The sequence below is a fragment of the Wohlfahrtiimonas sp. XWW7 genome (assembly GCF_056716055.1).
Genome location: NZ_CP168033.1, coordinates 1 through 12,890 on the forward strand (window position 1 = coordinate 1; position 12,890 = coordinate 12,890).

The window sequence follows — 12,890 nt, forward strand, 5'->3', positions numbered from 1 at the left end:
ATGCTAACTCACAAAGTCATCACTAATACAAACTCTGTAGGTTCTGCCGTTGCGTACTATGTTGATAGTCGAGACGATTACTACCTTGAAAATATTGATAGTACAAAGTGGCTCGGTAAAGGTTCTGAAGAACTTGGGCTAAGTGGTACAGTTGATCGTGATGACTTTGGAAGTTTGTTATTGGGCAAATTTGAAAATCAACAATTACATAAATCTTCTCGTGAAGATCAAGTAAAGAGGCTTGCGGTTGATCTTACATTTTCAGCCCCAAAAAGCGTATCTATTCAAGCATTAGTTGGAAAAGATATACAAATGATCGAAGCCCATGAAAAGGCTCTTGAACGTGCATTAAAAGAGGTCGAAAACTTTGCTTATGCGCGTAAAACTGTAAACGGAAAAACCGTGTTAGAAAAAACGGATAACCTCGTTATTGCTACACACAGACATGAAACCAATAGAGAATCAGACCCGCAACTACATACCCATGCAATCGTCATGAACGCAACAAAACGCGCTGATGGATCGTGGCGAGCATTAAAGAATGATGAAATCATCAAAAACACCAAATATTTAGGCATGATTTATCGCAATGAACTCGCAAAAGAACTAACGATGCGCGGATATGAACTGCGCCAGGAGAAAGGCGGTTTTTTTGAATTAGCGAATATTTCACGCAAGCAAATTGAGGGCTTTTCTAATCGAAATGCTCAAATCGAAAAATATTTAGAATCACAAAACCTAACAAGGGAAACAGCCAGTGCAGGGAAGAAGCAAATAGCAAATTTAGCTACGCGTAAATCTAAAGACCATTCATTATCCCGCGAAGATATTGCAAAAGTATGGGAAAAGACCGCCAAAGATTTAAAGATTGAATTTAGCAATTCAGTTGAAACTAAAAGTGCTTTTCAAAAAAATAATCCACTGATCAAAGAACAAAAAGAATTATCTAATGAATTGATTGCTCAAAGAGCAGTCAATTACTCAATCAATCACCTCAATGAACGTAGTAGTGTTTTATCTCATAAAGAGGTTTTAGAGCACGCGATTAATTTTAATCTTGGCTCTGCTACTGAAGAGAGTATCAATAAAGAAATTGTTAACCAATTAAATAGCAAAAAATTAATAGCGCAAGAACCGCTCTACAAGGTCATAGATGCACGAAATGAAACTGCGATGACTAAATCTCAATGGATTGATAAATTGATCAAGGATCACGCTTACAGTGAATCTAAAGCGAATAAAGCTTTTAATACTTCATTGGACAAAGGACGTTTTCAAAAATTACCGACAAAATATGTTACGCAGCGAACTATGAAAAGTGAGTTAAACATACTCAAAATGGAAGAGCAGGGCAGACAAAAAGCTAATCCAATTATGAGCAAAATAACGCTTCAGCAAAAACTCGCAACCAAATCGCTAAACTCAACACAAAAGAAAAGCGTTGAAACTATCCTAACAACCACTAATCAATATATTGGTATTCAAGGTAAAGCAGGTACGGGCAAAAGCTACATGCTTCAAACAGCAATACCAATGTTAGAAGAGAACGGCTATAAAATTAAAGCGCTTGCCCCATACGCTTCACAGGTAAAGAATTTGCAATCTGATGGTATAGAAGCAAAAACCCTGGCATCGTTTTTACATGCCAAAGAAAAGGATATTGATAACAAGACAGTCATTGTATTGGACGAGGCAGGTTTAGTGCCAACCCGACAATATGAGCAATTAATGAAAATTGCTGAAGAACATGGTGCAAGAATTGTATCTCTCGGTGATACTCAGCAAACTAGAGCCGTAGAAGCAGGTAAACCATTTTACCAATTGCAACATAATGGGATGCAAACCGTTGTCATGGATGAAATCCTACGACAAAAGAACCAGGAACTAAAAACAGCCGTAGAAGCTATTGTAAAAGGCGATGCAAAACTATCTTTGGACAATGTATCTGTTACATGCATTAAAAATAATACTGAACGAGAAAGACAGGTTGCAGACACCTATACATCATTAAGTGCTGAAGATAGAAAACAAACTATCGTTGTTACAGGCACAAACGTTGCGCGTGATTCCATTAATGAAATGATCCGTGGCAACCTCAACATGGAAAGTAACCAAAACGCATCTTTTGACACTCTAAAACGTAGTGATACAACGCAAGAACAGCGACAATACAGCAACAACTATTCAATTGGTCAAGCAATACAAGTTGAAGTTGATTATCCAAAATTGGGCTTGTATGAAAGCAACACCTATGAAGTTATCAATGCAGGTGTTGATAAGACAATCACAGTTAGAGACTATTTCAATAAAGAAGCAGAGCCAATCGTATTTGATCCAATAAATAAAAATATTTCTGTATATGACATCAAAGAAAAGAATATTGCCATTGGTGAAGAAATAAAAATCACACGTAATGATGCTTCTCTTGATATTGCCAATGGTGACAGATTCACTGTTATAGGTATTAAAGATCAATCAATTACAATTTCTAACCAGGATAAAACAATAGAGCTAGATCAATCAAAAATATTACATACGGATTACTCTTATGTTTCAACCGTCCACAGCTCACAAGGTTTAACAAGTGACAGAGTAATTATTGATATGCCCGCAGAAATTGCAACAACATCTAAAGAGACATACTACGTTGCGATTTCACGAGCCAAACATGAAGCAATGATATTTACTGAAGCACCTAACAAATTAACTGAATCTATTAGTAAAAGCAGTTTATCTGCTAGTGCAACCGAGTTATCACAGTTTAAGGATTTATCACGCGCAGAAATTCAACACATCATTAGCAATGATTCACCCAAGTACACAATGGAGGATATAAATAACAAATACGCACCTAAAGAAAATTTAACAGTAGCAATACAGGATATAATCGCTAAAGAAAATTCTTTAGCACCAAAAGATACATTAACCGTGGAAATGCCAACGCAACCACAAATAAATAAGGAAAGTGTTATGTCAAATGAATACGATGATTACGCTAAGATGATGGATCAAATGCAACCACAACAACAGCATCAATCAAATCAATCAGATTTTCAATCTTACGTTGATATGGTTCAACAGCATCAACCACAGGGCATGGACAAACAAACCAATCCATACGAAGTGAACGCGCAATCTCTTGGTGAATCAACAAAGAACTTTGCTGAAGATGTTCAAAGCATCCAACAAAACGTTCAAAAAGAAGTTGCACATGCCGTTGGTATGGACAAATCCCCATCTATTGAAAAAGATGGAAAAGCAGATCAATCCTATGATTCAAAAGCGCCTGGCTCTAATGATTCAAAAGATGACAAAGAGAAAAAAGAGAAAGAGAAAGAATTGCAAAAAGATGGTTTCGTTGCGTCCAACGTTAATAATGCCCGAAGCTTTATTAATGGCGGTAGTGGCAGTGTTGATATAGCATCATTGTCAGAAGTATTCCATCGTGAACCTAAAGAAAAAGAAGCAGGTGACAGTGTTCAAGAAAAACAACATCAAATGGCTGATAAGCAGAAAGGATTTGGTGAATAATTTTCGACATCGTAATGTTGGCCATAACTCTAAAATTTTATTTTAGAGTTATAGCAGCCATTACTAAAGTTACATATTTTGATTAGAGTAATTAAGGAAAAAAGCAATGAACAAAAATTTAAAATCTCTCATACAGAATCACAGTGATCTATTAATCGTTGGCAACACTGGAAGTGGTAAGTCAGTTTTATTAGATAATATTAAATCTTCTGTTTCCACAAATGAGATCATCCTAACTATGAATGATCTAAAAGATCAAAATATTTTTACTTCTATGTTGGAACAGGCTAAAGGTTCTACGCCATTATCTATATACATAGATGATCTTGTAAGTCAAAGTATCTTTGAAACTCAAAATCTAATCGAATCATTCACATCATTTTTAAATTCATTAGAAATGATTAGCAATAGACAAACTAACCTTGTATTAACAGCATACCCGCATGAATTAGCTAATAATAAAAGTCTCTTACAATTTTTCGGAGACAATGTTATTTTTACAAAAAAAACAGCACCTATACAGAATATTAAAGAGCTTACTCAAGCATTGAATATAACTGAAGATACAATTAATAAAAGCACACTAACATTAGAAGATACTTTGGCTTTTTTTAAAAAAAATTAGTGATCACTTGATAAAATACAAGCACAAAAAAAGCATCTATCAAGATGCTTTTTTATTGGTTAGTTGTTTAGTAATTCAATTTGAAAAATTCGCCCCAATCTACAGAATCGCTTTGGATCTTTTTTGGTTGCTGAAGATAAATTTTAATATCAGATAACAATACAGTTAGTGACTTTTCTAAAAAATCATCTTTAGAAGCATGAACCAAGTTAAACACTGCAATATTCGCATCTTCCATTTTAAAGGTGCTTTGACTAAAACCACGTAGAAGTTGTAAACAACGATCACTAAGATGACTTTCTAAGTCGATCATTTTTAGATGATCTTCAATGTTAATTAACTGCATTTCTATATCTTTATTCATACATTTCTCTTTTGTGAATTGGATCGAAAAAGATTTGTTTAATCTTTCTATTATGCATCCAAACTGCAATATCCAATGTTTTAAATAAAATCTCTTTGATTAGTTCACGATCCAATGTTGAGCCAATGCTAGATGATTTGATCAATTGCGTGATTCTATCAAACGTTTCAAATGCACCGCCCGCATGAGTTGTTGTGATAGAGCCAGGGTGACCAGTATTTAATGAGTTCATATATTCCCAAGCCTCACCGCCTCTTAACTCTGCTAACAATATTCGATCAGGTGATAAACGCATACATGATTTCAAACATTGTTCAGCCGTTGATCTACCATCGCCACTACCATACAACAAATGGACTTTGTTGTTATGGTTCTCTAACATCAATTCGTGCACATCTTCAATTGTAATAATACGTTCATCATAAGGAATATTTTCAATTAAAGATCGAGCAAACGTTGTTTTGCCTGATCCTGTTTTCCCTGCAATGACAATGTTTTTTTTGGCTAATACAGCTTGACGCAAAAATTCAACAGTATCTAAATTTTTGAGCTTCAGTAAATCACAATCAACTTGAGAAATACGTTTAGCCGTAGCTTTGTGAGTATTATAGTAAGTATCAATTTCTGAATCATCCAGGATATTAAAAGACATATCCTCTACGTCACTAAATGTACCTTGTTGCTTCAATTCATCAAGCGTATATACACTTGATGAATGTTTACGAATAGCCATAACATACGTGCCATCTATACAAGCAGGAGGACGACAAATTTCACCACGTTCACCGTTCGGAAAGATCACAGAATTAATTGAGCTATTTGTGACTTTATTATATGAAACGATTGCTCCAATCAAAGCCTTTACTAAGCTTTCATTAAACTCAGGAAGATCGTGCTTTTGCCACCCCTCATAAGTTTTTGCCCAAATTTCTTTGGGTCTATTTACCACAACCTCAGTTACTTTTGAATCATCCAAAAAAGGTTGAATAGGACGCATATATTGTGGGATTGATACGTTTTTAGTATTAGTTGCCATAACTTAATTTATACACTCCTGTAAAATCTAAATCTCTCGCAAAAATGATTGAAACTCGTGTTCCTTGATTAACGTATAAAGTTGGCGGTATATCTGCTGTTGATCTAAAGATTTCAGTTACTAAATCTTGAGTATTCTCAATCGTGGTTGAACCATAGTTAGTGTTATCACCTTTACGTTGCCCCGCTTGTTCAGCTCTTGTTTTAACAATTTCCATACCATCATTAAACAAGCTGATCATAATAGAAGCACCGAATCTTTCCCAAAAATGATGATCTACGTTACCCTCAACACCAGCCGAACCCAAAGCTGAAGTCCCAGGCGAATCAATATTGACAATCACGCCCTCTGGAGTTTCAACACGAGACCAAGTAACGCCAATTCTGTTTTGACCTTTACTAATGCCACCTTGATAAAAACCAACGACTTTTGACCCCTTTTCAAGCAATTTAACACGACCATTTGTCGAGTAAATATCTCTTGAGGTATAGCAAACTGCCATACCTGAAACGGTGCTAACAAGTTGAGTTTGTAGAATACATTCAGCCATAGTGCCTTGTGTAATCATATAGTCACGATTCATCATAACTTGAGCTTTAGCACCAACTGTACGATATGGTTGCAATTGTTGACCCAATGCACCACCGCCCACATCTTCTGTTTGTTCTGAAGCACTACCACTTTGATTCTCAGTTCTTGCAGGCGGTTGAAAGTCACCAATCAACTTTGAACCCATTCTTCTCAATGTTAAATCATCTAATAATTGTAACTCAGGCGTACCATAATCTTGAGGAGGTTCAGAATTAGCTTGAGGAGGAGGTGTTTTTTTAGATATTGGTGCAATATTTAATTCTTTGGTGTTAACAAAAGTTGGAGCTTGTTCTTGTTTCTCATCAACAATTTTAGCTCTTTGAAACATCTTATATGAAATAACACCGCCAATTACACCAAAAATAACAAGAAATCCAACAGCTATAATTTTTTGCGCTTTAGATGAACGTTTATTCTCAAAACGTTCTACGTTATCATTTTCTGTTGTTTGAGCAACTGCAATAGCATCTACTTCTTTTGACATTACAATGACTCCTTTATTTTAATATTTCTCTACGAATAGAATTCGTAATTGTTCCAGATGAATTATCATTTAAATTTCTTGCATCAGATTCTTTAAAAATAGACATAACTTTCTTATCTTTTCTGATGATCCATTTATCAGTTGGGTTTAATAATTTATGCACAATAACAATATTATTATTTTTAGAATCAATCGTTTTATTCACTATTGCTTCTTGACCTTTCATTTCTGAAAAGAAAATTGATGGCATATCTACATTCTGTTTAAATTTAAAATATGTAAATGATCCATCATCCCAAATATTGATAGGAGCAATATCAATATCACCAGCCATTGTGTAATCAATATTATATGTTCGTCTATCTTGAGACTTTTTAAATTCTCTTTCAATTCTAGTTTTTCTTTGACGTTCAATTTGTTTTTTTCTGATCTCCTCGGGATATGCAAAAGATAACGCATAAATACCATTTTTTGTCATATCAGAATGAAAGTTCAATTTAAAATAGTATGATCTTTTATTTGTTACAATTGTCAAATTTGTATCTGCTTGTTCTGCAATAGGTTTCAAAAAAAAGTGATTATCAATATTTGCAAATTCCCAAGCAGATGCATCTCCAAATGCATGTGCTTTATAATATTCACCTTCGCCCACTTCAATATGTGTTGCAACACCAACGGCACCATCTACAGATACAACATCATTGCGATTATAAGCAGTTCTTTTGATTCTATTATCATATTTTGACGATGATGGTTCATCTAAGGCTAGAGCAATGTTTATTGATGAAAATAATAATACACCAAATACACTAGCAACAATTCTATTATTCATATTACTCTCCCATTACTTCATCTATTCTATAACCAGTCACTCTAAAGCCAAGGGGATTGATCATTCTCATTTCCTCAGTCATTGGTAAATTCACATATTGATAACTTACAGTTGCAATATAATTTTTCCACGGGTAAATTTCGCCAGTGTTCTTTCTAAATTGTCGTTTATAATTAACTTGAGCTGATTTTGATTCAGGATTTAATACAATAGATGTGATATTAACAATCACAGAGCCGTCATTATTAATAATTTTATCAGGACTATTAGGTGCATCCCATAACGCATTATATGATGTCAATACACCATAATCAGACATAGCAACAACTTTGTTATAATCTCCTTGTAATAAGAAGTAATTGTATGATTCACGTTTTGTAACATATTCACCAATAAAAAATTTATCAACTACTTCACCGTATGAATATTCAGTTTCTTTCATAGTTGAAATCATTTCAACATTGCCTGTTGATTCATTTACTCGTAAAACAAGCGGAGCAGGTGTTTTTTGATATAATCCAAAGATTCCTGCAACAATTCCTAGAACAGCAAAAGCACCACCGATTTTAGCTATATTCCAAGCAATTTTACGCGATTTAACTATTTCTCCAATATAATCTCGCTCAATGCCCCTAGATTGATTAATATATTGCTCTACTTCTTTTTTATTCATACCTTTATTTTTTGCCATTTTTAATTTCTCACTCTTACTTCACTAGGAATAGTTTGATTAACTACTACTCGTTTTTTGTATTTATAATCACCATATTCAGGTGCTCTTGGCGCATTAAGACTAGAACATCCCATTAATAAACACACAATAATTCCTATACTTAAAATTTTCACTTTGTAATCCTCAAAATTAAAATTTGATTTATAAAATCCATAATAAAACTCTTATTTAATAAGAGTTTTATTAATTATTATTTTCTACCAGATGTAGAGGGTCTACCTCCTGTACCTATACGCAAAGCACTAATTGATCCGCTCAAACCATTTGAAACTGTTGGTATCAGAAATAAAGTACCAATTCCCATTACATACATTAAAATTAATGAGCCTAATGACTTGAAGAAATCAAAATCTTTTGCTTCAAAACTAATTGAATCAAAAAGTTTAACCATCATTGCAATAAAGAAAGAAAATACAACGCTAACTAATGTAATAATTAAAACATATACAACAACTTGTTGTATCCAACGGTTGAAATAATCTTTCGTTACATCTAATGCTAATAAAATTATAAAAATAGGTGCTAAAGCACATAAAAGAGCTAAAATAATTTGCGAAGAAAAAATAAATACACTCCCTATACCGACTAAAATAGCACCACCTAAAATTACTAAAAAACCATATGCATAAAAAGCAGAATCACCAAAGACAATACCTGCTTTACTAAATGCCTCTTCAGCTAATGTCCAGCATTTTTCTAACATAGCATCTAGTACAGATTCATACTCTGTACTATTTGTTATGAATAGTTTCCCGATATCGTTTGGAAATGACAAAATATTATCTACAACATATGATTGTAAGTTTGCAGTAGATAAAGCGATAGAAACAATAATTCCCCATTTGAAGAATTTTCTTAATATCTCACTAAGAGGATTATTAATTAATTGAAATGTTGACAATATACCCATCATTATCAAACTCAATGTAAATCCTATAGTAACAATTGGTGTAATCGCAGTAATAATTCTACCTGAACTATCTACAGTCAGTATGCGTGTAATTTCTGCTATTAATGCACTAAAATCAGAAAACATAATGAGCCTTTATTAATTATTTTTAGGACGTGAAAACATACGTTGTTTTAAACCTAACTCGGCATTTTTACAATTCTCTGACATAGTTGCTGTATTCTTTTTACATTCTTTTAACACCTTCTCAGCTTCTTTCTGATTTTCTTTGTAATACTCTATAGACTTAATTTCTTCAGATGAACAAGCTACTAAAAAAGCACTTACAAATCCGATAATTAATAATTTTTTCATTTTAAATTCCTTTATTTAATATTTGGTTTCCAGTTTTTTCCTTGTCTAGAAAATAACTGATCTTGATATTGTTGTTTTTGACTATTAATCAAATCCGCTTCATTTTGTGATTGTGCTTTTAATAATTCAATTTTTGATAAATCTGTTTGAACTAATGCTTGTTCACTTTGAATACTCGCTTGTAATTCAGCTATAGATTTTAAATCTTGGGTAGATTGAATTTTCTCTTGCATAGATTTAATGCGTTCAACTCTACCAATTATTGTTTCGTAAGTTTTAATGCCGACTGCATAATCTTTAGCTTGACGTTCTAATATACGAGTTTTAATTTCGTCCTCAATTTGTTGACTACTTTTATTACCAATATTATTTTTCTCTAAAATATTATCCATTAAACCTTGAACATTGTTATTACTTGCGTTTTGATAAATGTCTTTCCATTCATCGGGAACTTGCGCTAAATCATCAAATGCTTCACCAAAATTTTTATATCCACTTACTGCATCCAACTGTTTAACAGCATTTTCATACTGTTTTTTCATTTCTTCTAACTGATTTTTCATTTCTACTATCTGTTTTGCAGATTCAGCAATTGTAAACGCTGTATGCAATGGATCATGAACAGTCACGGCACTACTTAAAGAAATGCACATAGATGCACACAATGTTGCTATAACTAATTTCTTTTTCATAAATCAACTCCTTTTGCTAAGGCATTATAGTAATGAGGAATCCAGTCCTCAGGATTGTTACCATATTCTTTAATTAATCCGTTCACCAATTCAGCTAAATCTGCTGATGAAGATAAAATTGATAACTCTTTTGAACATTTTCGTAAATCTAATGTTGCAATTGCGGATGTAAAAAACTCTGTTTTTTCAAAGTCTTTAACGTCACCTTGTTTGATTAAAAATTGACGTGATGATTCATTTAGCAATTTAAACGTTTCAAATTCACTTTCTGAAAGTTTCAACATATCAACATAATCTGAAGATTTAGCAGACGAATGAGGCAAACAAATAGTTGTAGAACATTGACCTGCAATTGATTCACCTTGTTGAAATTTCAATAAGTCAGCAGGCTCTTGAGTACAATAAATCATCAAACCATTTTTTTTCCTGATAGTTTTTGCATTATCAAATGCATCATTAGCAAGTGATTCATTCATCATTGCTTTCCAAAATTCATCTATAGCCATAATGAATGGTTCACCATCAATCATTTCATTGATACGATAATTTAAGTACAAATTAATTGGTGCACATAAGTCTTTGTTATCTAAAAAATCAGTAACATCAAAACCATAAATACGATGTGTTTTTAAATTTAAAATATCATCATCATTATCAAACACCCATCCATATTCGCCTAGTCTTGACCATTTAACCAAACGCTCTCTTACAGATGCTTTATCATTACTTGTGTTATCGTAAGTGCTAACATCATTCAAATTTTCAAGTAATGTTGAAATATTTCTACTTGATTGATCCAACAAATATACAGCATCAAGAGCATTACTGATTTCATATTCATCTTTTGACGACACTCGATCTGATGTTTGAATTAACATTACTAATAGACGTTTAATAAATGCTCTGTTCTTTTCTGTATCAGGCAGTTGAAAAGGATTAAAGCCAGTTGGTACTCCTTCCATAATTGGTGAATATTTACCACCAATTGCTCTAATTAAAACCTCTAAGCCTCTATCTTTATCAAGAACAACTATCTTTGGATTATATTTTAATGAAAATACTAAAAGTGTTGCTAAAATTACAGATTTACCAGTACCAGATTTACCAAAAATTAAAGTATTACCTAAAGGTCTTTTGCCACGAGAATCTTCATTCAATGCAGTACAATGAAAATTAAAAAAAATAGGTGTTCCTGATGTAGTTTTCAAAATTGCTAAAGCATCACCCCAAGGATTACCTTTTGGCTTCCCTGTCATGAAATTATTAAATGATGAAAAACATAAAAAATTTTGGCTAGTAATTACACTAGGTCTTGTTCTATATTTCCAATTAGCAGGAAATTGTGACCAATATGATGCTTCTAATGCCAAATCACTTGGAACAGCAATAATTCCTTCATTTGAAAAAATGTTACGTGCTGTTGCAAGATTAGATGAAACATCACGCAAAGTATCTCCATAAACGCTTAAAACAGTATGATGTTCACCCATGATATAACGACCCGATGTGACATCATCTAAAGCTTGTGATAATTGCTTAATTTGAGATTCTGAATAATCTTTTGCATCTTCTAAATAAGTTTTTTGTCTATTAAGAAAACCTGCGGATGATGCTCTATCCAAAAATGTAAATGATTGAGTAAATGTAAATTCAAAACTTACATTTAATAATTGATTTAATTGTCCTGCATATGTTTCTTCTGTATATTCTTTGATTTCTAAAATACCGCCATAGATAGATTTTTCAATTTGTTTGATTTCAAAATATTCACCATGAGAATCAAAAATAATTCTATTTTGTGGCAATTGTTCAGAAAGATAATCGCGAGTAATAGGTACACTCAAACTTTCTTTGTTTAATACATATGAAAAAAATTCAGCAGGTTCAGAAAACATAATTCCATTATTTCTTTCTACATACCTCAAACGATCTACACCATAACTATGTAATGCACGCTCAAAAGTATCAATTAAATCACCAAATTCAGCGATTCGAGCATCTTGATCCTGTTTTTTTTCTTTTTCAGATAATTTAACAAATTTACTTAAAAAATCGACAGTTGCATCATTACCACTATTACGAAAAACTAACGTTACATATAGCTCGTTAATCATTAACGTATTGTTAGAAAATCCTAACATATAGTTTTCATGAAATTTTTTTGCAAAATAATTCTTATGTTTTTGATCAACTTCAATTACTGGCGCTTGCTTTCTAATGATATGCGTCCAAATTGCAACATTGCTATATTCTGCACCAACTGTTCTCAAAGCATTATTTAAATCATCAGCCCATTTTGTGAGCTGTATATTAGATGCTGTTTGATGTGATTTACCTTCTAATCTAAATGAACAAATTAAATGACCATTTTCACAAACAATAATGTCATCTGTTGCATGGTATCGAAAAGGTAAAAAGTCGCTTATATATTGCTCTTTCATTTAATCCCCTTTGGTTTTCGCACTGCGTAGCTACTACCGCCCCAAAAATCTTTATTTCGATTCGTTAATTTAGAGGAAAACCACAAAGAAATAATTCTAAACTTTTTATCGTCTTTCTTTGTAATTAACCTCATAATTAAAATAATTGGAACAAGTAGCCCCCACAACAAAAGATTGTTCATTCCCATAGCTAAAATTGCTACAGCAACAAACGCAAAAAATAGAGCCTGAATAGGAACACCTAACATTGTCGGCAAACGAGTACAACCTTTAAAAAGTGGGTAGCTATGTTTCATA

13 protein-coding genes are annotated in these 12,890 nt (G+C 32.8%); 2 read left to right on the plus strand and 11 right to left on the minus strand.

Annotated elements, in window-relative coordinates:
* Complete coding sequence (gene mobF, locus ACA100_RS12225) at positions 1 to 3,531, plus strand: MobF family relaxase (protein ID WP_481079169.1); 3,531 nt, start codon at positions 1 to 3, stop codon at positions 3,529 to 3,531.
* Between the two features lie 106 nt (positions 3,532 to 3,637).
* Positions 3,638 to 4,156 carry an ATPase, T2SS/T4P/T4SS family gene (locus tag ACA100_RS12230; protein ID WP_481079170.1) on the plus strand — a complete coding sequence of 173 codons (519 nt, stop codon included), beginning with the start codon at positions 3,638 to 3,640 and terminating at the stop codon, positions 4,154 to 4,156.
* Positions 4,157 to 4,223: 67 nt separating this feature from the next.
* On the opposite strand, the gene ACA100_RS12235 is transcribed toward ACA100_RS12230, so the two are convergent.
* From ACA100_RS12235 to ACA100_RS12285, 11 genes are all read right to left on the minus strand, one after another.
* Positions 4,224 to 4,520: a hypothetical protein gene (locus ACA100_RS12235; RefSeq protein WP_481079171.1), complete on the minus strand. Its 297-nt coding sequence runs from the start codon at positions 4,518 to 4,520 to the stop codon at positions 4,224 to 4,226.
* Positions 4,513 to 5,556 carry a P-type DNA transfer ATPase VirB11 gene (gene virB11, locus ACA100_RS12240; protein WP_481079172.1) on the minus strand — a complete coding sequence of 348 codons (1,044 nt, stop codon included), beginning with the start codon at positions 5,554 to 5,556 and terminating at the stop codon, positions 4,513 to 4,515. Before virB11 ends, ACA100_RS12235 begins: the two co-directional genes overlap by 8 nt.
* Positions 5,546 to 6,631 (minus strand): type IV secretion system protein VirB10, encoded by a 1,086-nt coding sequence (gene virB10, locus ACA100_RS12245; protein ID WP_481079173.1) that lies wholly within the window; start codon positions 6,629 to 6,631, stop codon positions 5,546 to 5,548. Before virB10 ends, virB11 begins: the two co-directional genes overlap by 11 nt.
* Before the next feature lie 13 nt (positions 6,632 to 6,644).
* Positions 6,645 to 7,463 (minus strand): P-type conjugative transfer protein VirB9, encoded by an 819-nt coding sequence (gene virB9, locus ACA100_RS12250; protein WP_481079174.1) that lies wholly within the window; start codon positions 7,461 to 7,463, stop codon positions 6,645 to 6,647.
* Between the two features lies 1 nt (position 7,464).
* Positions 7,465 to 8,154, minus strand: coding sequence for a VirB8 family type IV secretion system protein (locus ACA100_RS12255; protein WP_481079175.1), 690 nt, complete (start codon positions 8,152 to 8,154; stop codon positions 7,465 to 7,467).
* Positions 8,155 to 8,156: 2 nt separating this feature from the next.
* Positions 8,157 to 8,309, minus strand: coding sequence for a hypothetical protein (locus tag ACA100_RS12260; protein WP_481079176.1), 153 nt, complete (start codon positions 8,307 to 8,309; stop codon positions 8,157 to 8,159).
* 77 nt (positions 8,310 to 8,386) lie between these two features.
* Positions 8,387 to 9,232, minus strand: coding sequence for a TrbL/VirB6 family protein (locus ACA100_RS12265; protein ID WP_481079177.1), 846 nt, complete (start codon positions 9,230 to 9,232; stop codon positions 8,387 to 8,389).
* 12 nt (positions 9,233 to 9,244) lie between these two features.
* Positions 9,245 to 9,460, minus strand: a complete 216-nt coding sequence (locus ACA100_RS12270; RefSeq protein WP_481079178.1) for an EexN family lipoprotein — start codon at positions 9,458 to 9,460, stop codon at positions 9,245 to 9,247.
* An 11-nt stretch (positions 9,461 to 9,471) separates the two neighbouring features.
* The gene (locus tag ACA100_RS12275; protein WP_481079179.1) at positions 9,472 to 10,152 is read right to left on the minus strand and encodes a type IV secretion system protein; all 681 of its coding nucleotides are present in this window, start codon (positions 10,150 to 10,152) and stop codon (positions 9,472 to 9,474) included.
* Positions 10,149 to 12,593, minus strand: a complete 2,445-nt coding sequence (locus ACA100_RS12280; protein WP_481079180.1) for a VirB4 family type IV secretion/conjugal transfer ATPase — start codon at positions 12,591 to 12,593, stop codon at positions 10,149 to 10,151. The genes ACA100_RS12275 and ACA100_RS12280 overlap by 4 nt, the downstream gene beginning before the upstream one ends.
* A complete protein-coding gene (locus ACA100_RS12285) occupies positions 12,590 to 12,889 on the minus strand; it encodes a VirB3 family type IV secretion system protein (protein WP_481079181.1) in 300 nt (99 codons plus the stop codon). The genes ACA100_RS12280 and ACA100_RS12285 overlap by 4 nt, the downstream gene beginning before the upstream one ends.
* Position 12,890 lies beyond the last annotated feature (1 nt).

Coding starts and splice junctions, on each gene's coding strand:
- mobF (WP_481079169.1), top strand. CDS start 1: ATGCTAACTCACAAAGTCATCACTAATACAAACTCTGTAGGTTCTGCC.
- ACA100_RS12230 (WP_481079170.1), top strand. CDS start 3,638: ATGAACAAAAATTTAAAATCTCTCATACAGAATCACAGTGATCTATTA.
- ACA100_RS12235 (WP_481079171.1), bottom strand. CDS start 4,520: ATGAATAAAGATATAGAAATGCAGTTAATTAACATTGAAGATCATCTA.
- virB11 (WP_481079172.1), bottom strand. CDS start 5,556: ATGGCAACTAATACTAAAAACGTATCAATCCCACAATATATGCGTCCT.
- virB10 (WP_481079173.1), bottom strand. CDS start 6,631: ATGTCAAAAGAAGTAGATGCTATTGCAGTTGCTCAAACAACAGAAAAT.
- virB9 (WP_481079174.1), bottom strand. CDS start 7,463: ATGAATAATAGAATTGTTGCTAGTGTATTTGGTGTATTATTATTTTCA.
- ACA100_RS12255 (WP_481079175.1), bottom strand. CDS start 8,154: ATGGCAAAAAATAAAGGTATGAATAAAAAAGAAGTAGAGCAATATATT.
- ACA100_RS12265 (WP_481079177.1), bottom strand. CDS start 9,232: ATGTTTTCTGATTTTAGTGCATTAATAGCAGAAATTACACGCATACTG.
- ACA100_RS12270 (WP_481079178.1), bottom strand. CDS start 9,460: ATGAAAAAATTATTAATTATCGGATTTGTAAGTGCTTTTTTAGTAGCT.
- ACA100_RS12275 (WP_481079179.1), bottom strand. CDS start 10,152: ATGAAAAAGAAATTAGTTATAGCAACATTGTGTGCATCTATGTGCATT.
- ACA100_RS12280 (WP_481079180.1), bottom strand. CDS start 12,593: ATGAAAGAGCAATATATAAGCGACTTTTTACCTTTTCGATACCATGCA.
- ACA100_RS12285 (WP_481079181.1), bottom strand. CDS start 12,889: ATGAAACATAGCTACCCACTTTTTAAAGGTTGTACTCGTTTGCCGACA.